The sequence below is a fragment of the Litchfieldella rifensis genome, assembly GCF_042646605.1.
In the GTDB taxonomy this organism is placed as follows: domain Bacteria; phylum Pseudomonadota; class Gammaproteobacteria; order Pseudomonadales; family Halomonadaceae; genus Litchfieldella; species Litchfieldella rifensis.
In genome coordinates, this window is record NZ_JBHRUG010000031.1 from 1 (window position 1) to 19,161 (window position 19,161).

At 59.5% G+C, this 19,161-nt stretch carries 20 protein-coding genes and 1 pseudogene; 15 read left to right on the forward strand and 6 right to left on the reverse strand.

The genetic code is table 11. The annotated features are described in order from the left end of the window. Positions 1-324, forward strand: a 324-nt coding sequence (locus ACFOEV_RS15665) for a transposase (protein ID WP_386775604.1), incomplete at its 5' end; no start/stop codon positions are given. Between the two features lie 571 nt (positions 325-895). Here ACFOEV_RS15665 and glnA read toward each other — a convergent pair. Both glnA and ACFOEV_RS15675 read right to left on the reverse strand, forming a co-directional pair. After that, positions 896-2,308 (reverse strand): type I glutamate--ammonia ligase, encoded by a 1,413-nt coding sequence (glnA, locus tag ACFOEV_RS15670; protein WP_449280243.1) that lies wholly within the window; start codon positions 2,306-2,308, stop codon positions 896-898. A 402-nt stretch (positions 2,309-2,710) separates the two neighbouring features. Further along, complete coding sequence (locus ACFOEV_RS15675; protein ID WP_449280244.1) at positions 2,711-3,130, reverse strand: RidA family protein; 420 nt, start codon at positions 3,128-3,130, stop codon at positions 2,711-2,713. 143 nt (positions 3,131-3,273) lie between these two features. Between ACFOEV_RS15675 and ACFOEV_RS15680 the strand changes: the two genes are divergently transcribed. From ACFOEV_RS15680 to ACFOEV_RS15695, 4 genes are all read left to right on the forward strand, one after another. Next, a complete protein-coding gene (locus tag ACFOEV_RS15680; protein WP_386775608.1) occupies positions 3,274-4,200 on the forward strand; it encodes a LysR family transcriptional regulator in 927 nt (308 codons plus the stop codon). A gap of 290 nt (positions 4,201-4,490) precedes the next feature. After that, positions 4,491-5,036 carry a DinB family protein gene (locus ACFOEV_RS15685; RefSeq protein WP_386775610.1) on the forward strand — a complete coding sequence of 182 codons (546 nt, stop codon included), beginning with the start codon at positions 4,491-4,493 and terminating at the stop codon, positions 5,034-5,036. A 158-nt stretch (positions 5,037-5,194) separates the two neighbouring features. Then, complete coding sequence (locus ACFOEV_RS15690) at positions 5,195-5,614, forward strand: VOC family protein (RefSeq protein ID WP_386775612.1); 420 nt, start codon at positions 5,195-5,197, stop codon at positions 5,612-5,614. Between the two features lie 134 nt (positions 5,615-5,748). Continuing rightward, on the forward strand, positions 5,749-6,357 hold the full coding sequence (locus ACFOEV_RS15695) for a SagB/ThcOx family dehydrogenase (RefSeq protein WP_386775614.1): 609 nt from the start codon (positions 5,749-5,751) through the stop codon (positions 6,355-6,357). 80 nt (positions 6,358-6,437) lie between these two features. Here the strand turns inward: ACFOEV_RS15695 and ACFOEV_RS15700 are convergent. Then, positions 6,438-7,125 (reverse strand): annotated as a pseudogene (locus ACFOEV_RS15700) (NAD(P)-dependent alcohol dehydrogenase); the annotation flags it as partial. 199 nt (positions 7,126-7,324) lie between these two features. On the opposite strand from ACFOEV_RS15700, the gene ACFOEV_RS15705 reads away from it, so the two are divergent. The 6 genes from ACFOEV_RS15705 to ACFOEV_RS15730 all read left to right on the forward strand — a co-directional run bounded on the left by ACFOEV_RS15705 (position 7,325) and on the right by ACFOEV_RS15730 (position 12,554). Further along, a complete protein-coding gene (locus ACFOEV_RS15705) occupies positions 7,325-8,089 on the forward strand; it encodes an NYN domain-containing protein (RefSeq protein ID WP_386775616.1) in 765 nt (254 codons plus the stop codon). Between the two features lie 174 nt (positions 8,090-8,263). Next, positions 8,264-8,680, forward strand: a complete 417-nt coding sequence (locus ACFOEV_RS15710) for a VOC family protein (protein WP_386775618.1) — start codon at positions 8,264-8,266, stop codon at positions 8,678-8,680. A 27-nt stretch (positions 8,681-8,707) separates the two neighbouring features. Continuing rightward, positions 8,708-9,049, forward strand: coding sequence for a YbjQ family protein (locus ACFOEV_RS15715; protein WP_386775620.1), 342 nt, complete (start codon positions 8,708-8,710; stop codon positions 9,047-9,049). A 38-nt stretch (positions 9,050-9,087) separates the two neighbouring features. Then, positions 9,088-9,471 carry a nuclear transport factor 2 family protein gene (locus tag ACFOEV_RS15720; RefSeq protein ID WP_386775622.1) on the forward strand — a complete coding sequence of 128 codons (384 nt, stop codon included), beginning with the start codon at positions 9,088-9,090 and terminating at the stop codon, positions 9,469-9,471. Between the two features lie 219 nt (positions 9,472-9,690). Next, positions 9,691-10,107 (forward strand): tRNA (N6-threonylcarbamoyladenosine(37)-N6)-methyltransferase TrmO, encoded by a 417-nt coding sequence (tsaA, locus tag ACFOEV_RS15725; protein WP_386775624.1) that lies wholly within the window; start codon positions 9,691-9,693, stop codon positions 10,105-10,107. An 83-nt stretch (positions 10,108-10,190) separates the two neighbouring features. Beyond that, on the forward strand, positions 10,191-12,554 hold the full coding sequence (locus ACFOEV_RS15730) for a DNA polymerase II (RefSeq protein ID WP_386775626.1): 2,364 nt from the start codon (positions 10,191-10,193) through the stop codon (positions 12,552-12,554). A 55-nt stretch (positions 12,555-12,609) separates the two neighbouring features. Here ACFOEV_RS15730 and ACFOEV_RS15735 read toward each other — a convergent pair whose 3' ends face one another. Continuing rightward, the gene (locus ACFOEV_RS15735) at positions 12,610-13,926 is read right to left on the reverse strand and encodes a sialidase family protein (protein WP_386775628.1); all 1,317 of its coding nucleotides are present in this window, start codon (positions 13,924-13,926) and stop codon (positions 12,610-12,612) included. 188 nt (positions 13,927-14,114) lie between these two features. Between ACFOEV_RS15735 and ACFOEV_RS15740 the strand changes: the two genes are divergently transcribed. Genes ACFOEV_RS15740 through ACFOEV_RS15750 form a run of 3 tightly spaced genes read left to right on the forward strand, consistent with a single transcriptional unit; the run spans position 14,115 to position 15,433 of the window. After that, positions 14,115-14,585 (forward strand): DM13 domain-containing protein, encoded by a 471-nt coding sequence (locus tag ACFOEV_RS15740; protein WP_386775630.1) that lies wholly within the window; start codon positions 14,115-14,117, stop codon positions 14,583-14,585. Between the two features lie 8 nt (positions 14,586-14,593). Beyond that, the gene (locus tag ACFOEV_RS15745; RefSeq protein WP_449280245.1) at positions 14,594-15,106 is read left to right on the forward strand and encodes a GNAT family N-acetyltransferase; all 513 of its coding nucleotides are present in this window, start codon (positions 14,594-14,596) and stop codon (positions 15,104-15,106) included. A gap of 6 nt (positions 15,107-15,112) precedes the next feature. Next, positions 15,113-15,433, forward strand: a complete 321-nt coding sequence (locus ACFOEV_RS15750; protein WP_386776318.1) for a VOC family protein — start codon at positions 15,113-15,115, stop codon at positions 15,431-15,433. Positions 15,434-15,498: 65 nt separating this feature from the next. Here ACFOEV_RS15750 and ACFOEV_RS15755 read toward each other — a convergent pair whose 3' ends face one another. Beyond that, the gene (locus ACFOEV_RS15755) at positions 15,499-16,803 is read right to left on the reverse strand and encodes a glycerophosphodiester phosphodiesterase family protein (RefSeq protein WP_386775632.1); all 1,305 of its coding nucleotides are present in this window, start codon (positions 16,801-16,803) and stop codon (positions 15,499-15,501) included. 143 nt (positions 16,804-16,946) lie between these two features. Further along, positions 16,947-17,972, reverse strand: a complete 1,026-nt coding sequence (locus ACFOEV_RS15760; protein ID WP_386775634.1) for a GlxA family transcriptional regulator — start codon at positions 17,970-17,972, stop codon at positions 16,947-16,949. 116 nt (positions 17,973-18,088) lie between these two features. Between ACFOEV_RS15760 and ACFOEV_RS15765 the strand changes: the two genes are divergently transcribed. Beyond that, complete coding sequence (locus tag ACFOEV_RS15765; protein WP_386775636.1) at positions 18,089-19,156, forward strand: SAM-dependent methyltransferase; 1,068 nt, start codon at positions 18,089-18,091, stop codon at positions 19,154-19,156. Positions 19,157-19,161: the final 5 nt, after the last annotated feature.

Consider the following 19,161-nt stretch of genomic DNA (forward strand, 5'->3'; position numbering starts at 1 on the left):
TGGAGTTCAGCCTGCCCGAGCTGTTCAAGGAAGCCACAATGCACCACGGGGATATATCGACGGATCAAGCGCTGGGAACATGAGGATGTGCTCGAGTCGGCACATTATCGACTGGATCAGAAGCCGGAAATGATGCGTCTCAGGCGCCAGACAGTCGAGCACCCGTTTGGAACCCTGAAGGCCTGGATGGGGGCGACGCATTTTCTGACCAAAACCCTCAAGAACGTCAGCACGGAAATGAGCCTTCACGTGCTGGCGTACAACATGAAACGGGTCATGAACATCCTCGGCACCAAGCGTCTGATTCAGGCGATGCGGGCATAATGTGCCTGCTGCCCTTGTCGCTTCTATAGCGGGCTCTGCCGCTCTCCAGAGAAGCTTTCTCGGGGAACATTATTTTGAATAACCTCGGATGTGGCGATGATGGAGGCGCTAAGAAGCGTCTCGTTGGCCGCTGTGAGTGGCTTCATCGCCAAATACCGGTATAGGCGGTGGGCTTTTGTGTTTTCACACAGCCTCGGCCGAATGAGGAATATTGGCATATGTAGATGGATGGTTGAGGTAGTTGACGACCCCCAAGCGGGCATCCCGAAGATGCTGCACGCACGCTTGCATCAAGGATATAGCGCCGGCCTTGTGCGAACTCCATTGATCCGGACATTGTTCACATGTGGCCGCGAGATGAGATCGTTCCGGGGTCCCTCCGACGGCCGGTTAGCTCCAACCTGTGTGCCAGGCATGGCACAGAACTAGAAAGATGGAAGTTCTCATGCCAGGTGTTCGCAGAACCGGAGGCTAGGAGAAGGGCAGGGGCGTCACCGCGAAGCCCTCCATCTGCGACAGGGGTGCTTTATAAATCGGGCGTTCAAGAAAGTGGATGTCCTTTACTTTTTCTTTAGGCGTCGAAATAGAGGGCAAACTCGTACGGGTGTGGGCGCAGCCGCAGGGCCGATACCTCGTTCCGCATCTTGTAGTCGATCCAGGTGTCGATCACGTCTTCAGTGAAGACATCGCCCTTGAGCAGGAATTCGTGGTCTTCGCGTAGGGCCGCCAGGGCTTCTTCCAGGGATGCCGGTGTCGACGGCACATCCGCCAACTCCTCTGGGCTCATCGCGTAGATATCCTTGTCCAGCGGGTCACCGGCTTCCAGCTTGTTATCGATGCCGTCCAGTCCCGCCATCAGCATGGCGGAGAACGCCAGGTAGCCGTTGCACATGGGGTCCGGGAAGCGCACCTCGATGCGTTTGGCCTCGGGGTTGCCCTGATACATGGGAATGCGCACCGCCGCCGAGCGGTTGCGTCTGGAATAGGCGAGGTTGATCGGCGCCTCGAAGCCCGGCACCAGCCGACGGTAGCTGTTGGTGGTGGGATTGGTGAAGGCTGCCAGGGACGAAGCGTGCTTGATGATGCCGGCGATATAGTGCATCGCCAGCTGGCTCAGGCCCGCATAGCCTTCCCCCGCGAATAGGGGCTTGCCTGCTTTCCAGAGGCTCTGGTGCACGTGCATGCCGCTGCCGTTGTCCTGGAACACGGGCTTGGGCATGAAGGTGACGGTCTTGCCGTGGCGGTGCGCCACGTTCTTGACCGTGTACTTGTACCACATCAGGGCATCGCCCATCTTGTCCAGGGGCAGGTAGCGCATATCGATTTCCGCCTGCCCTGCCGTGGCCACTTCGTGGTGGTGAGCCTCTATCCGGTATCCCAGCTCTGCCATGGTGAGCACCATTTCGGAGCGTATGTCCTGCATCGAGTCAGTGGGCGGCACCGGGAAATACCCTTCCTTGTACCGGGGCTTGTAGCCGAGGTTGGGAAACTCCTCCCGGCCTGTGTTCCACTGGCCTTCGGCCGAGTCGATGAAGTAATAGCCGCAGTGCTGGTTCTGGTCGTAACGGATATCGTCCAGGATGAAGAACTCGGCTTCCGGGCCAAAATAGGCGACATCGCCGATGCCGGTCGACTGCAGGTACTTCGTCGCCTTGCGCGCGATAGTGCGGGGATCCCGGCTGTACTCTGCACGGGTAAAGGGGTCGATGATGTTGCAGATTAGCGACAGCGTCGGGGCGCTGGTGAAGGGATCGAGCACTGCGGTAGACGGGTCGGGAATCACCAGCATATCTGAAGTGTGGATGGCCTGCCAGCCGCGGATCGAGGAGCCGTCGAACCCTACACCTGCGTCGAACACGTCCTCGTCCAACTCGCTGGCGGGGATAGAGAAATGCTGCCACTGGCCCAGAATATCGGAAAATTTCAGATCTACGATTTCGCAGTGCTGGTCCTTGGCGAATTCAATGGCTTGTGTTGGAGTCATGGTCAAACCTCGGTATGGCTAGATACCACAGGTAGACGGGCTTATTTAATCGTAGTTCGAAATGACGTCGCTTGCCATTGGCCAGGGGACGGATTTATGCTTTTCACCCAACATTTGGCATAGGTAACCCCTTCGCTATGGGTGGCGTATCGCGAAATGGGAACGCGAAAAGGGCACTCACTTTCTTGCTGATTGTATAGCCTACTGGACGAATTCCTATGGTGCCTAGCCGGCCAAACGATCAGCGGAAGGGATCAAGAAAGCGGATGTCATTTTCCAGCAACAATTCGACATCGATGTCCTGATCGCCTGGTCCGGGAGCTCTGAAATGACCACCTTCCAGAGCTGCACCAGCAAGTATCCACGTCCCACGGCGGGGGCAGTGGTAGCTATCGGCGTGGATCAACTATCCACTGATTCTGGTAGCTTCGCTATCACCTTGATTTCGAACTGGAAGCCATAGAGCCAGGTGACACCGACGGCAGTTAACGTCGGGTGCGGCGCGTTACCCCAGAACTCTGGCACGACCTTCCAGATCGTCTCGAACTTCGATTCTGGATCGACCATGAAAACAGTGACATCAATCACGTCGTCGAATGTGCAACCGGCGGTTATCAGGATCGCCTCTAGATTCTTGAAGGCGAGCCTGACTTGCGCCTCGAGGTCGGGCTCCGGTGAGCCGTCTTCTCTGCTACCGACTTGTCCTGAGACGAATAGAAATCCATTGGATCGGATCGCCGGTGAATAGCGATTGCGCTCATACAGCGCTTGGCGACCGGCGGGGAAAATAACGTCACGCGTAGTCATGTCACGCTTGGTCATGTAGTGCCTCCATCAATGGGTCAAAGCGACCTTGAATCAACGATGGTGGTACTTTAAGCGCTGGTGATTGGCGGATAAACAAGCAAACCTACTCATCACTGTTTGTAAAATACAAACAATCGCAAGGATCCCTTGGGGAAGGTATGGACCGTTTCGATGCAATGCAGGCATTTGCGCGGGTGGTGGAAACCGGAAGCTTCACCAAGGCAGCCGAAACGCTTCACATGAGCAAGACCAGCGTAACGCAACTCGTGCAGCAGTTAGAGGCACGGCTGCGTGTCAGGCTGCTGAACCGCACGACGCGCAAGGTTAACGTGACGGCCGATGGGGCCGCCTACTACGAGCGCGTGCTACGGCTGCTGGCGGATTTAGACGACGCCGAGACTAGCCTGTCCAGCGCCTCGACGTTGCCGAGGGGTCGCTTGCGGGTGGATGTCCCTAGTCCGCTGGCTCGTATGATTCTTGTGCCGGCACTACCGGCGTTCCATGCCCAATACCCGGAAATCCAGCTGGACATGGGGGTCAGCGATCGCATGGTGGACCTTATCGATGAGAATGTGGATTGCGTCGTGCGTGGTGGCGAGCTCACCGATCAATCGCTGATGGCAAGGCGCGTCGGCGACTTGCAGCTTGGCGTTTATGCGGCGCCAAGCTACCTGGAACGCGCCGGTTCGCCCTCGCACCCTCGAGAGCTGGAAAATTCGCATCACCGTATCGTGGGCTTCCTATGGTCCCGCACCGGTAAAACCTTCCCCTATGCCATGCACCGCAATGAAGACAGCATCAAGGTGCAAGGCCGCTATGTCTTGTCAGTAGACGATGGCAATAGCTACCTTGCTGCTGGTCTGGCCGGTCTGGGCATACTTTGGCTACCGGACTATATGGCCAAGGAGCACCTTGCATGCGGTGAGCTAGTGCGACTGTTCGAAGACTGGCGCCTCGACCCGATGCCGTTGTACGTGGCGTTTCCGCCAAATCGACATGTAAGCACCAAGCTGCGTGTGTTCATCGAGTGGGTCGCTGAGCTGATGGCGCGGCATGCGCCTATCATTGACCGACATCATTCGTGACCAGAGCGTTTGAAATGCAGCGAGGCGATCCGGCACTGCGCTGCTTTGGCCATTGCCGCTTTATGGCCGGAAGCGGAAGTTTTGACTATGTTGATGCAATTGCTGCGGCAGCACACGAGTCAAAGGGGGACGCCCGGCAAACGTGAACGTGCCCGCACAATAAAGCCAATGACAGAGTGCGCTGCCTAATCAGTGGTAGGTCGCACAACAGCTAATGGAGTCAGCATGAAGGTCAAGCGAGTTGTTACCGATGTTTCTATCCAAGATCCGGCTGAGGGGGATGCATTCTAATGAGTCTGAAGCACCATTTTGAACTGATGGCTTCCTACAACCAGTGGATGAATTCAAAGGTTTATGAAGCGGCGAGTCGTCTCAATGAGACAGATCTCGTCAAGGATCGCAGTGCCTTTTTCGGCTCTATCCTGGGTACTCTAAACCATATCGTTGTCGGCGACACTATCTGGCTCAAGCGGTTTGCTACACACCCGTCCTGTACGACTTCCTTGCGCGAGGTTGCTGATCTTCCGAGCCCAACTAGCTTGGATCAGATTGTTTCCAATGATTTCCGTAGCCTATCCGAACATCGTGTTTTCTTGGATGAGAAAATTATCGATTGGATCAGTGAACTTTCCGATAGCGATTTGGATTATGTCCTCAGCTACCACAACACCGAAGGAGTAGCAGTGAACAAGCGATTTTCGAGCCTTCTCCTTCACTTCTTTAATCACCAAACTCATCACCGTGGGCAGGTTTCCACTTTGCTATCACAGGCCGGTGAGGATATTGGTGTCACGGACCTTTTGGAGTTGATTCCGGAGGAGGTTGCCGATGTATAACAAGGCGTCGTTGCCGGACAATTTTTCCACCGCTGATGGCAACCTCGACGGCGTACAAAAGAATGTCTCGTGCCTGTCGAAACCAAGACTGGCTGTTCGACTAGGAGAAGACAGCCCATGAAGCTGTCGTGTTATCAGCAACCTGGAGAAAGCGAACAATGTCCCGGATGATCTTCGTGAACCTGCCCGTCACCGACCTCGATGCGTCGATGGCTTTCTACAAGGCCCTCGGCTTCGAGAACAACCCGCAATTCACTGACGATACGGCCGCCTGCATGGTATGGAGCGAGGCGATCAACGTCATGCTGCTCACGCATGCCAAGTGGCGCACCTTCACCGACCGTCCCATCCCACCCGCAACCTCTAGCGAAGTGATGCTTGCCGTGTCGTGCGACAGTCGCGATGCTGTCGACGCCATGAACGAGGCGGCTGCCAAGCATGGCGGCACAGCGGATATCAACCCTGCCCAGGATCTTGGTTTCATGTATAACCGGAACCTGTCGGACCCCGATGGCCATATATGGGAGGCCATGTGGATGGATCTCGAGGCGATTCCTACCGACGATCAGGCAAGTTAAAAAACGCGGCGAGTGGCGGAAAGCCTGCGCATGACAATGCCTTGCCGCCGACCTACATTATTCCGCTACCTGCTTTCGGTCATCCGCTCCATGCGGTTGGCTGAAGGCCGGCATTATGCATAAGGAGTCAGTGCATGATCCTCGACCTACCTGCACCGGAAGCATATGAATCCGAGTCGTTGGTGAGTTGCATCAGAAGTCGTCGCAGTATCAGGGAGTATCCGGGCACTCCCATATCCATTGCGTCACTGTCACAGCTACTTTGGTCTGCCCAGGGGATCACGGGAGCGGATCAACAACGAGCCACTCCCTCGGCAGGTGGGTTGTACCCGCTGCACCTCCACGTTGTGGTCCGGCGGGTTTCCGAACTTGAGCCAGGGATTTATGAATACCAGTGTCATGGTCATTCGCTGAAGCTACTGGACAGACAAGTCCCGGATGCGGCGATCCAAGAGGCGGGAATTGGTGATCAGCCATGGCTGGGTGACGCTGCCGTCGTCATCGGGGTGGCGGCAAGACTCGAAGATTCGATCAGGCATTTCGAGTCTCAGCCACCTCAAGGAGAGCGCGGGGCTCGTTATGTGTATATGGAATCCGGTGCTTTAGCGCAAAACGTCCATCTCCAGTGCACGGCTCTGGGCGCCGGTTGCGTTCTGGTGGCCGGTTTCGATGACTCAAAAGCCCAGCAAGCGCTTGGGCTTCCCTCGAATCTGGCGCCTACGGCGCTACTTTGTATCGGGTAGCGGCGGAGTCATAAGCAGAGCCGAGGGCGGGGCTGCCCGATGGGGGCAGCCGGCCGATGGCTGTATGGCTTTTCAAGACATCAACTCGCGCCGTTCTCCTTCAACGTGGCCATGTCGATGACGAAGCGGTAGCGTACGTCGCCCTTTTCCATGCGCTCGTAAGCCTCGCTGATGTTCTTGATATCGAGCATCTCGACGTCACAGGTGATGCCATGCTCGGCGCACAAGTCGAGCACTTCCTGGGTTTCGGGAATGCCGCCGATCAGGGAGCCGGCCAGCACGCGGCGCTTGAACACCAGGTTGAAGGCTTCGATGGTTGGCTCGATGGGTTCGAGCAAGCCGACCAGGATGTGGGTGCCGTCATACTTCAGTGACGCCAGGTACGGGTTGAGGTCGTGCTGCACCGGTACGGTATCGAGCATGAAGTCGAAGGTCTCGGCGACGGCTTCCATCTGTGCCGCGTCGGTGGAGACCACCACATGGTCGGCGCCGTTGCGCTTGGCTTCGTCCACCTTGGCCGCGGAGCGGGTAAACACCGTCACCTCGGCACCGAGCACCTTGGCCAGCTTGACGCCCATGTGGCCCAGGCCACCCATGCCGATCACGCCGACCTTATGGCCCGCTTTCACGCCATAGTGCTTCAGCGGCGAATAGGTGGTGATGCCGGCACACAGGAGCGGTGCGGCAGAGGCGAGGTCGATACCTTCGGGCGGTCATGGTGAAGCCTTTGAGGCAGAACTGCTCGACGCCGTCTTTACAGGCTTGGCATTGGTCGCCGTTGCAGCATCGCCGTCAATGGCAGGCGGCGGATGCCGCCGAGGCGTGAGGTGCCGGTCCGCCGAGAAAACGTTGCTGTCTTTCCTCTGTCAGAATGCTCGCGATGGATTCTAGCTTCCCATCTCACTGAGGGCAGTGCTTCGATATCTCCATTGGTCCAGATGACACCAGGTCGGCAAGTATTGAGATAATGCATGATTATTCTTTTAGGGGGTATCTAGTGGAGAAAAATAACAACCTTGCCGTCTTGATTGATGCGGATAATGCCCAGCCAGGCATAGTGGATGGTTTGCTGGCGGAAATTGCGAAATATGGCGTGGCTAATGTCAAGCGAATCTATGGCGATTGGACAGGGCCACAGTTGAAAGGCTGGAAAGAAACACTACTGCAGCATTCTATACAACCAGTGCAACAGTTTGGATATACGAAAGGGAAGAATGCCACTGACAGCGCGTTGATCATCGATGCCATGGATCTTCTTTATACAGGGAATTTTACGGGGTTTTGTCTGATTTCGAGTGACAGTGATTTTACCAGGCTGGCCTCTCGGCTTAGAGAGTCTGGCCTCACTGTGTTTGGGTTCGGTGAAAAAAAGACTCCGCTTCCCTTTGTGTCGGCATGTGACAAGTTCATTTATACAGAGGTCCTTCGTGAGAGTGAAGAAGAAGGGCCTGGGACGACCAAGAGCTCTAGCAAGGAGTTGAAATCGGATACGAAGCTCGTTAACTCGCTTCGGAAAGCTGTTGAGTCGTCCTCTGACGAAACCAGATGGGCTCCCTTGGCTGCAGTCGGGAGTAATATGGTGAAGCAGTTTCCTGACTTCGATTCTCGAAATTATGGCTATAGAAAACTCGGCGATCTGGTTTTTGCGACAGGGCTTTTTGACATTGAAGAAAGGCCTTCAAGGGATGAGAGCTCAAAGGTGATATACATCCATGACAAGCGGAAGAAATGAGATTTCTAGCGATCCTTTACGCCAGTTGAGAGTGCGGGCATCGCGCGAGTCCGGCTGTTGATTGACTTTCTCACTGAGCGGGTTGGTGATATTCCTGGGATCGAGACGCCGCACCCCGGTTGACGATACCTACAATGACTATGTCTCAACACGGCTTGTGTAGGGAGGGCAGGTATGGCGATAACACTGAACCACACTATCGTGCATGCGAAAGACCCTGAGGCGACGGCAGCGTTCCTGACGGAGATTCTCGGTCTAGCACCACCGCGCCAACTGGGGCATTTCACGGTCGTGCAAGTCGGCGACACATCCTTGGACCTGATACGCGGCGACGAACCCATTTCTCCACGTCATTTTGCATTTCTGGTCAGTGAAGACGAGTTCGATGACATCTTCGATCGTCTGCGCCAACGCGGGCTTACCTACTGGGCGGATCCTTTCCATAAGGAGCCCAACCAAATCAATCACTGGGATGACGGGCGGGGCCTCTACTTCGATGATCCAAACGGCCACCGTCTGGAGATCATCACGCGACCCTATGGTAGCGGTGGCCTCGAGGCCAAGCATCCCAATCCATTGCTGTCACGCTGATAACGAGCTAAACACAGGGAGCTTCCAATGTCTGACCGTGTCATTCTCACCACCTCCTCGCATCTCGAGGGCTATCGCGTTACCGAACATATCGACATCGTCTCGGCCGAATGCGTTTTCGGTATGAACGTGCTGAAGGATATGTTTTCAAGCCTTCGCGACTTCTTCGGTGGGCGCAACAAGTCGTCCCAGGATGCCCTCCGTGAGGCCCGAGTCGCTTGTTTGAACGAACTGCGCCGAGAGGCGGAGTCGATGGGGGCCAATGCCGTGATAGGCGTCGACCTCGACTACAGTGAGATTTCGGGTGGCGGCAAGTCCATGCTGTTCCTGGTGGCCACCGGGACCGCCGTGAAGGTGGCCAAGGCCTGAACTGAGGTTTCCGAGACCTCAAGGAGACGAGAGGCGTCATGACGGACAACACCCTATTCAAGGAACTCGAAGCGGTTGAAGAAGCTTTCAACCAAGCGGTCGTCTCGAATGACGTAGCCGAGATATCGGCATGTATCTCGGAAGACTGGGTCCTGGTGACACCCGAGGCGGGGCCGGTATCCCGAGAAGGATTCCTGCAGGCAATAGGAGAAGGCGTTCTTAGTCATTCCAGCATGACCAAGGACCTGGATCGTGTCCGTGTATACGGCAATGTCGCGGTAGTTACGGGGCGTGGTCGAAACACAGGGATGTTCAAGGGAGCCCCCATCAGTGCCGACGAGTGGGTGACCGATGTTTATGTGAAAACGGAAGGGCGCTGGATATGCGTTCTCACCCATTTGACCCCTGTTGCTGGGAACTGATGTGACATGCCCCATTCAGTGAGCTACTTGTAGATAAGCAGTGCCAAGAGCACGGTTGCCCAGAAGGACGGGGCAGCCTTCCTGCCGATCACTGTGCTGACGCTGGTCGTGCTCTCCTGATCGCGGCTGAAGCCGCTCCTGCCGGGTGGTGTCATGCTGCTATTCTCGGTAAGCCAGCGTGGCAACGAAAGTAGCAAGGCGCTTGAACAGTGAGGGACCATGAACGAAACCGACTACACGATTGAACCCATTGGGGTGATTCGTTCTCCACTGACGAGTCGCAAGGAGGCGCCCCGCCAGGCAGACGAGGGCGCGCCGGAGGCGTGGCTGGAGGTTTTCGATGCGGTGGCGGAAGGGCTTGACGGCATCGAGGTTGGCGACGAGATTCTCGTGCTGACCTGGCTGCATCACGGGCGGCGGGACGTGCTCAAGGTGCATCCGCGCAGCAGGGTCGAGGCGTCGTTGATCGGGGTGTTCGCCACACGCTCGCCGGATCGTCCCAATCCGGTGGGGCTGCATCGGGTGTCGGTGCTGGAGGTTGCCGGGCAGCGGCTGAGGGTGGCTGCCATGGAGGCAGTCGATGGCACGCCGATCGTCGATATCAAGGCCGTGCTCAGGAATATCGATGAACGGTGATAGGTGGCTGGGCCGGTAGGGTTCGACGCCCCTCACTTGGCGGGTAAACTCGCACTCTGAAACAGGTTGTTGAGGTGGCAGCGGTGGATCTACAGCAGGGGTTCGTTCTGACCCGGCACTGGCGCGATACGCCCGCTGGCACGCAAGTCGAGTTCTGGCTGGCGACCGATGACGGTCCCCGGCATATCCGCCTGCCTTGCCAGCCCTCGGTGGCCTTCCTGCCTGTCGATCAGCGCGAGCTGGCCGAGTCGTTGCTGCGCGGTGAGCACGGCGTCGAGCTTCGCCCGTTGGAGCTGCGCGATTTCCACCACCGGCCCGTGCTCGGCCTGTATTGTCGGCAGCACCGCCAGTTGATGCACCTCGACAAGCGATTGAGGCAGGCGGGGGTCGATGTCTTCGAGGCCGATGTCCGGCCGCCGGAACGCTATCTGATGGAGCGCTTCATCACCGCGCCGGTGTGGTTCGGTGGCACGCCGCACGCCAGCGGCATACTGCTTGACGCGCAGATGAAGCCCGCACCGGAGTACCGTCCCCGCCTCAGGCTGGTCTCCCTCGATATCGAGACCAATGCCCGGGGCGAGCTGTATTCCATCGCTCTCGAAGGCTGCGGCGAGCGCCAGGTCTACATGCTCGGGCCGGCGAACGGGGAGGGGGCTGCGATCGGCTTCCGGCTCGACTACTGCGACACCCGGGCGCAACTGCTCGAAAGGCTGAACCAGTGGCTCGCCCTGCATGATCCCGACGCCATCATCGGCTGGAACCTCGTGCAGTTCGATCTGCGCATCCTGCACGAGCATGCCGAGCGCCAGCGGGTTCCGTTGCGCCTGGGGCGCGACGGTGGCGTGATGGAGTGGCGCGAGCACGGCAGCCGTAGCAACCACTACTTCGCGGCAGCGGCCGGACGCCTGATCATCGACGGTATCGAGGCGCTGCGTTCGGCGACCTGGAGCTTCTCGTCGTTCAGCCTCGAAAACGTCGCGCAGATGCTGCTTGGCGAAGGCAAGGCGATCGACACCCCCTACCAGCGCATGGACGAGATCGATCGCATGTTCGCCGAGGACAAGCCTGCGCTGGCGCGCTACAACCTCAAGGACTGCGAACTGGTGACGCGGATCTTCGCCAAGGCCGAGTTGCTGGACTTCCTGCTCGAGCGTGCCACCGTCACGGGGTTGCCCGCCGACCGCAGCGGCGGCTCGGTCGCGGCCTTCAGCCATCTCTACATGCCGTTGATGCACCGCCAGGGCTTCGTCGCGCCGAACCTGGGGGAGCGGATGCCGGAGGCCAGCCCGGGGGGCTTCGTGATGGATTCGCGGCCCGGCCTGTACGACTCCGTGCTGGTACTCGACTACAAGAGCCTGTACCCGTCGATCATCCGCACCTTCCTGGTCGACCCGGTGGGGCTGGTGGAGGGCATGCGCCATCCCGCGGACAGCGAGTCGGTGCCAGGCTTTCGCGGGGCGCGCTTCTCGCGCACCCGGCATTGCCTGCCGGCCATCGTGGCGCGCGTCTGGGAGGGCCGCGAAGCGGCCAAGCGCGAGAACAACCAGCCACTCTCCCAGGCGCTGAAGATCATCATGAACGCCTTCTACGGCGTGCTCGGCTCCAGCGGTTGCCGCTTCTTCGATCCACGCCTGGCGTCGTCCATTACCCTGCGTGGCCACGAGATCATGCGCAAAACGCGCGAATTGATCGAGGCCGAAGGCTATACCGTGATCTACGGCGATACCGACTCCACCTTCGTCTGGCTCCGGGCGGCACATTCGGAGGATGACGCGGCGCGTATCGGCCGGAGCTTGGTGCAACACGTCAACCAGTGGTGGCGCGAGCACCTGCAGCGCGAGTTCGGCCTGGAAAGTGCGCTCGAGCTGCAGTTCGAGACGCACTACCGTCGTTTCCTGATGCCCACCATCCGCGGCGCCGAAGCGGGCAGCAAGAAACGCTATGCCGGGCTGGTCAGGGGCGCGGATGGCAGCGACAAGATGGTCTTCAAGGGCCTGGAAACGGTGCGTACCGATTGGTCGCCACTGGCCCAGCAGTTCCAGCAGGGGCTCTACCTGCGCATCTTCAAGCGGCAGCCGTACCAGGATTATGTGCGCGACTACGTGCGCCGCACCCTGGCGGGCGAACTCGATGACCTGCTGATCTACCGCAAGCGGCTCCGGCGACGGCTGGACGACTACCAGCGCAACGTGCCGCCGCACGTCCGCGCGGCGCGCATCGCCGACGACTACAACGACCGGCAGGGCCGGCCGCGGCAGTACCAGAATGGCGGCTGGATCAGCTACGTGATGACGGTCGCGGGCCCGGAGCCCTTGGAAACGCAGCATTCAGCGCTCGACTATCACCACTACCTCACACGCCAGCTACAGCCGGTGGCGGACGCTATCCTGCCGTTCGTGCAGGACGATTTCGCGAGACTGATCGACCAGCAGCTCGGCTTGTTCTGAGCCTGGCCCTATGAGCTGACCTATTCCCACTCCGGCGCCCAAGCCATTCGGATTCTCAGCGTTCGAGATGTCCATGAATCCATCGCACAACACTCCTCTCGCCTTGCTGGAAGGTGCTGTTCACCACGGCGATGTCCCCGGCATCGTTCACGGCAAGCTTGCGCATCAACATCCCCTGCAGGCTGCCATTGAATCCCGAAGCCGACACCCCGCTGTGCGGCACGATCACTGGTGCAGCAAAGTGTTCGCCGCCATCCGTCGAGCGCGTCATGCCCAATCCTCGGGATCGATGGCCAAGGCGAGGGAACAACTCCCACAGCACGTATACGTTATTGCTTGAGACGGCGAGCGACGGGAAGCCAACACTGTCGAAGCGTTCCGCATGGGCGGTCGAAATGTCCTGTGTCGATTGGAAACCCTCGCCTGGGCGTGCCTGGGTATAGCGAATATGCGCTTGTCGCCACATGCCTTCCGGACTTTCGGCGTATACCAGGTGCACGATGCCGTCGTCGTCCACCGCGAGCTTCGGCGCGTCCGCATGGCCATCTGTCTCGTCGACGGTGCGAGGCGCGTCGAACGCGTCGCTCTGGCTGTCGAAAACCATGTAGTGGATATCGGCTGCCGTATCTTCGCCGACGGTCCATGCCAGATGTACTCGTCCGTTGTCATCCGCGGCGATACTCGGTGCGCGAGCGGGGAGGGCGTCGTTACCGGCGATATGCTTCGGTTCCGAGAAGGTGTGGCCGCCATCGCTGGAACGGCTGATCCGTAGCCTGCCTTCATACTCCGTCCAGGCCGCCCAGAGTCCACCGTCAGGCCCTTCCGCCAGATCCAGGCTGCCGTTATCCCAACGCCGGGCGGTCAGCCGCCCCTTGCCGGCTCCATTCTGCGTGTTGGAGAGGTTGACCGGCTCGCTGAACGTCTCGCCGCCGTCTCGTGATTGGGCGAAGAGGATCTCGCCACCGTGGGTGCCACCAGAAAAGATGATTTCCTGCCAGAGCACGTAGACGGTATCCGGCTCGTTGGCGGCCATGACCACGCGTGGGAGCCAGGAGAACGTATCGGCGCTGCGCGAGATATTGACCGGTGTATCCAGCTGTGGCTCTCCACTGCGATCGTAGCGCTGGAGAAATACATCCTGTCGTGTCTGATCGGCCCAGACGACCGCAGCCATGCCGTCCTCGTGCAGGGCCACCGAAGGGTCGTCCACGTAGCGGAAATCCGATTCGTTCATGCGCCAGGGGCCCATATGGGCCTCTCCGGTGGCCACTTCCCGGGCATCTCCCCAGACGATGCCGGCGTTTTCTTCAGAGCCTGCCATTGGCGACGACAGCGCAAGCGCCAGCACGGCGACAACTCGAGAAGTGGCCACCGCTCTTCCGCGAAGTGAAGAGGAAGGCGATTTCCGATGCTGGTTCTGATCCTCCTGCATCGTTGCTTACCCGGCATGTAGACAAGGAATTGGGTGCTGATCCAAGTGTAGCGTTGCCCTAAAGCGCGTTCCGGTCGAGTCAGTCGATTCGACTATTCTGTAGTTGTCATGGCTCGGACGATTGACGAATGAAAAAAATTCTATTGCTGGTGCTTTCGCACTTGCTGGTTGGGGTGGTGGGGTTCGCCATCGGCATCTACACGCTACCGATTCTGATCGCGCCACCTTCGCCGTCGGAGCAGGAACTGGAGGCTCGCAACGAGCAGGCTCTGTACACGGCAGAGTTCCGGCGTGATCTCGAGGGAAGCGACATGCTGCACTGGGGTGAGGGCACCGTGTCGATCGGGCGGCAAAGCATCACCTTCGTCGGCAAGCTTGCGCCGGGGCCGGACTACAAGCTCTACCTCTCGCCCGAGTTCGTCGAAACCGAGGAGGAATTCGAGCGCTTGAAGGATCGGATGGCGCGGGTTGGCGATGTCAGGACCTTCGAGAATTTCATCGTCGCCGTGCCCGAGTCGGTGGATGCGGAGAGCTATAACACCGTGATCGTATGGTGTGAGTCGTTTGCCCAGTTCATCACCGCTGCACGCTATCGATAAGGAAGAACATGACGATGCGCATCACGATACGCAGTGAAACCCCACGGGACATCGAGGCCATCGAAGCGCTGACCGCCCTGGCTTTCCTCGATGCTCCACATGCGAGCCATACCGAGCAGTTCATCATCAATGGATTACGCAAGGCGGGGCAGTTGTCGGTTTCACTGGTGGCCGAAGACCGTGATGGCATCGTTGGGCATGTCGCGCTATCGCCGGTAACCCTCTCGGATGGCAGTGTCGGGTGGTATGGCCTGGGCCCGATATCCGTCACGCCGGAGCGACAGGGGCAGGGGATTGGCTCCAGGCTCATGGAGCGGGTGCTGGCCATGTTGCGCGAGAAGGGGGCTTCAGGCTGCGTTCTGCTGGGGGACCCCAACTACTATTCCCGCTTTGGCTTCAAGGCCGAGCCTTCCCTCGTGCTGCCCCGCGTGCCCGCCGAGTATTTCCAGGCCATTGCGTTCCAGGGAGCCATACCCGCCGCTACTGTTTCCTTTCATGAGGCGTTCGATACCCAGGGCTGACAATCCATACGCTGTAGCTCCGGCACCACCGCCCTTAACGGTGAGCCGGTGTTCCAGTTCAACGAGGCGATCTCGTTGCAGATCGATTGCGAGACCCGGGAAGAGGTGGACCACTTCTGGGAGACGCTTTCCGAAGGTGGCGACGAGAGAGCCCAGCAGTGCGGCTGGCTCAAGGACAAATACGGCCTTTCATGGCAGGTGGTCCCCAGGGTGCTGATCGAGATGTCGAGTGATTCCGACTCGGGAAAATCGCAGCGGGTGTTCCAGGCGATGCTGGGGATGAAGAAAATCGAGATTGCCGAGCTGGAACGTGCCTATGGCGGATGAGTGATCGCCGGCGTTGACCGAATGAATGCGGGCCGCGCTCTTGCGCGGCCCGCTCCGTTGGCGGCTCAGGCGTCCGGATTCACGCAGTTGTCATAGAAGGTCACGGTGGCCGGCCAGTCGGAGAACAACCCGATGATGCCGACGTCACGCGCCAGGACATCGAGCGTGAGCAGCTTGTCGCCGTCGTTGCCGATCACATCGTCGGTGGTCTGGTAGTACCAGGCGCCATCCTGGCTCAGCGGTGCCGAGCGCTCGAACGTCCAGGTGATGATGTCGAGACCGGCGTCGCGGGCGTGTTCGGCGTAGACCGAGGGGACGATTCGGTTGCCGGTATCGCCGGCCTCGGCATTGGCGGCGAGCAGCATCCACATCGGCGGGGCAATGATGTTCACGCCCTGTTCCGCCAAGGCCTCCATGCTCGGCGACCAGGTGTCCGGGTTGGTGTGGTCGAAGCCTTCAGCGTCGTAACGGCCATCGAGATATACCGCTTGTTCGCCGAATTCGGGTTCGTTGGCTATCCAGTAGCGCACGTCGTCGAGATTGAACGACTGGGCGTAGACATTACGGGGTGGTACGTCGGCGGCCTTGTACTCGTCGATCATCTTCTGGGCGTAGTCTTCCTGGCTCAATCCGTCGAAAGGCATTGCCACGCTGGGTTCCTTGAGCTCCGGTGTCATCTTCACACCCAAGGCCTTGAATAGCTCGATGCTCTCGGCATGGGTCATCAGTGTGCCGCGAGAGGCGTAGAGGTCGGTGCGCCAGCCGGGAGTGCCGGCCAGATAGTCTTCGATGCTGCGCGCCTCGGTGTTGGCGCCTTCCATCTTGCCTTCGAGCGTCTGGAACTCGGCCACTGTGATGTCACTGGTGCAGCATTGAATGTCCGCCGCGTTCATCAGTTCGCCGGTCGCCGAGTCGAACTCCGGCGGCACGCTGCACTTCTGGGCCAGGTCCGTCTCCAGGATGTTGGTGGTGGCATGCAGGTCGCATTGCGAGTGCCGGCAGACGAGCTCCTGGTCGGCGGTAAAGGCCACATCACACTCCAGCACACCAGCCCCCATCTGGGCGCCGGCAATATAGGACTCGCGGGTGTGTTCGGGAAACTGCATCGCCGCGCCGCGATGACCGATCGAGAAATCCGTTCTGCGCCAGTTACGGTTGCTGGAAGCGCAGTGCAGTAGGTCAGTCTTGAGCTCACGCTCGCGTTGCGTGTCTTCGTCCATGTTCTGGACCAGATAGAACGGACGGGGCCCGAGGGTCACGGAATCGGCGGCGGGCATCGCGCCGTTTTGTGGGGCGGCCCATACCGGGGTCATGAACGCTAGCATCGAAAGCAAGCACAGGGGGAGAAAGATCGTGATGTTCTTTTTCATGGGGAGTCTCGCTGTTTTCTTCCTGAAAACCGGATGCGGGAACCCTGAGTATCACCGGTGGCGTGTTACAGGGTAGTGATATCGCGTTGATGGCCCCTAACAGGGTAGAAGCTTTCTTTCATCCCTGGCGTGACGTTTCCTGGCTACTGAAGCTGCTTGCCACTCGGTACGTTGAACTTGCGCCGGTGCGCGCCGGGGGTGATGCCCACCTGGCGCTTGAAAAGCCGCCGAAAGGAGGCCGGGTCCTCGTAGCCCACCTCCCAGGCAATCTCGTCAATCGAATGCTGCGTGCGCTCGAGCAGACACTTCGCCTCGTTCAGGCGTAATTCCTGCACATAATGAATCGGCGTGTGGCCGGTCGCCTTCTTGAACCGCCGCTTGAAACTGCGATCCGAGATTGCGCAGTGCGCGGCCATCTTTTCCACCGGCGAGGGACAACCCAGGTTCTGGGCGATCCAGTACTGAGCCCGTTCGATCGCCACATCACCGTGATCGAACGACGGGGCAAACACGGTGTACGGTGCCATGCCGTCGGTATGGAAATCGAACGCGAAGAACTTGGCTATGGCTTGCGACATCGCTGTTCCGAGATGCCGGGCGACCAGATAGAGCGCCAGGTCGTGCCAAGACGAGGCCGCGCCGGACATCACCAGCTCGTGGCGTTCGCCCTCGGTGATCAGCGCCTTGTCCAGGCGGAGAGCGACCGCCGGGAAATGGCGCCGGAAGGTGTCGGCATACGCCCAGTGCATGGTGGCCGTGCGACCGTCAAGCAGCCCCGTCTCGGCCAGCAGCAGGGTGCCGGAACACGCCGAACACAGCTCCGCCCCCGTGGCGTGCATCGCACCGAGCCAGTCCACCAATTCGGGATGACGGCCCGTGTGCCACTCGCCGTCCACCACCATGATCGACGGCACGATGATGATATCCGTATGTGCTACGTCATGGATGCTGCGCGGCTGCGGGAGCGTCAGCCCGCTGTTGAGCGATACGGGGGCATTGCCCGAGGCCACGATGTCCACCTCGAGCGGCGGATGCCGGCCCAGCGACTCGTCAAACCACCCCAGGGCCCCGAAGCAGTTGAAGACGTCATGCAGTCCTCCCAGGGTGCTGATCATGATGTCCGGCGTTGCGACCAGGCTGACGTGTTTGGCAGGCCATGAATCTCTCATATTTATAACATGTGGCAGATATGGACCGATTTTGCCACATCCTCCTCTCAAAGGGCCGCTTCCACTGCGCGATCCTGATCCTGGCCGTGAGCCAACACCGAAGAGGAGGGAGCAACATGAGTCTGAACCAAGCCAAGCACCAGCAGTTTATCGACCATGCCCTGGGCGATCTCAAGGGCGGCATGATGATGCTGATGACCTATCTGGGCGACCGGCTCGGCCTGTTTCGTGCGCTCGCCGAGCGGCCGATGGGCAGTCAGGAACTCGCCGACGCCACCCACCTGCAGGAGCGCTACGTACGCGAGTGGCTGTCCGCGATGGCCTGTGGTGGCTACGTCGAGTACCACGCGTCCAGCCAGCGTTTCACCCTGCCGCTGGAACACGCGCCGGTGCTGGTGGACAGCACTAGCCCAGTGTTCTTCGGCGGGCTATACCAGGAGATGTATGCGCTGTGGCAGGTTCTACCGCGCCTGATGGAGAAATTCCGCAACGGCGGAGGGTTGGCGATCGACGCCTATGGCCGCGAGTGGTGGGACGGCATGGAGCGGTTCACCGCCACCTGGTTCGAGAACTTCCTGCTGCAGGAATGGGTACCCAAGGCCGACGGCCTGAAAGCGCGCCTGGACAACGGTGCGCACGTCGCCGACATCGGCTGCGGCCGCGGCCAGGCCCTGGTGAAACTGGCCCAGGCCTTCCCGAAGATGACCGCCGTCGGCTACGACCTCTCCGACACCAACCTGGAAGGCGCCAAGCGCCTGGCGGAGAAAGCCGGCGTGACCGAGCGCGTCCGCTTTTGCAAGCACGACGTCCACGAGGGGCTGCCCGAGCCTTACGATATCGCGCTCACCTTCGATGCGGTGCACGATTTCAAGGACCCGCAGCGGGCCTTCGAGGCCATCCACGAGAGCCTCCACGATGGTGGCGCCTGGCTGCTGTTGGAGTTCCGCGTGGGCGATCGGCTGGAAGACAATATCGGCCCCATCGGCGCGATGTTCTACGCCTGGAGCGTGACCTATTGCATGACCACTTCACTGGGCATGCAGGGCGCCGGCTTGGGCACCTGTGGTCTGCCGGAATCGCGGGTCCGCGAACTGGCCGGCAAGGCCGGATTCGCCCGGGTCGAGGTCGTCCCGTTCGACAATCCCTTCAACAAGGTCTACGTGGCCGAAAAGACGGCGGCGTGACCCGA

What these genes read in the sequence shown, in the direction of transcription:
- tsaA (WP_386775624.1), top strand. Translation starts at nt 9,691, where the DNA reads ATGAACGAAACCGACTACACGATTGAACCCATTGGGGTGATTCGTTCT.
- ACFOEV_RS15765 (WP_386775636.1), top strand. Translation starts at nt 18,089, where the DNA reads ATGAGTCTGAACCAAGCCAAGCACCAGCAGTTTATCGACCATGCCCTG.
- ACFOEV_RS15675 (WP_449280244.1), bottom strand. Translation starts at nt 3,130, where the DNA reads ATGACCAAGCGTGACATGACTACGCGTGACGTTATTTTCCCCGCCGGT.
- ACFOEV_RS15740 (WP_386775630.1), top strand. Translation starts at nt 14,115, where the DNA reads ATGAAAAAAATTCTATTGCTGGTGCTTTCGCACTTGCTGGTTGGGGTG.
- ACFOEV_RS15705 (WP_386775616.1), top strand. Translation starts at nt 7,325, where the DNA reads ATGCATGATTATTCTTTTAGGGGGTATCTAGTGGAGAAAAATAACAAC.
- glnA (WP_449280243.1), bottom strand. Translation starts at nt 2,308, where the DNA reads ATGACTCCAACACAAGCCATTGAATTCGCCAAGGACCAGCACTGCGAA.
- ACFOEV_RS15755 (WP_386775632.1), bottom strand. Translation starts at nt 16,803, where the DNA reads ATGAAAAAGAACATCACGATCTTTCTCCCCCTGTGCTTGCTTTCGATG.
- ACFOEV_RS15680 (WP_386775608.1), top strand. Translation starts at nt 3,274, where the DNA reads ATGGACCGTTTCGATGCAATGCAGGCATTTGCGCGGGTGGTGGAAACC.
- ACFOEV_RS15745 (WP_449280245.1), top strand. Translation starts at nt 14,594, where the DNA reads ATGACGATGCGCATCACGATACGCAGTGAAACCCCACGGGACATCGAG.
- ACFOEV_RS15695 (WP_386775614.1), top strand. Translation starts at nt 5,749, where the DNA reads ATGATCCTCGACCTACCTGCACCGGAAGCATATGAATCCGAGTCGTTG.
- ACFOEV_RS15720 (WP_386775622.1), top strand. Translation starts at nt 9,088, where the DNA reads ATGACGGACAACACCCTATTCAAGGAACTCGAAGCGGTTGAAGAAGCT.
- ACFOEV_RS15690 (WP_386775612.1), top strand. Translation starts at nt 5,195, where the DNA reads ATGTCCCGGATGATCTTCGTGAACCTGCCCGTCACCGACCTCGATGCG.
- ACFOEV_RS15760 (WP_386775634.1), bottom strand. Translation starts at nt 17,972, where the DNA reads ATGAGAGATTCATGGCCTGCCAAACACGTCAGCCTGGTCGCAACGCCG.
- ACFOEV_RS15685 (WP_386775610.1), top strand. Translation starts at nt 4,491, where the DNA reads ATGAGTCTGAAGCACCATTTTGAACTGATGGCTTCCTACAACCAGTGG.
- ACFOEV_RS15710 (WP_386775618.1), top strand. Translation starts at nt 8,264, where the DNA reads ATGGCGATAACACTGAACCACACTATCGTGCATGCGAAAGACCCTGAG.
- ACFOEV_RS15715 (WP_386775620.1), top strand. Translation starts at nt 8,708, where the DNA reads ATGTCTGACCGTGTCATTCTCACCACCTCCTCGCATCTCGAGGGCTAT.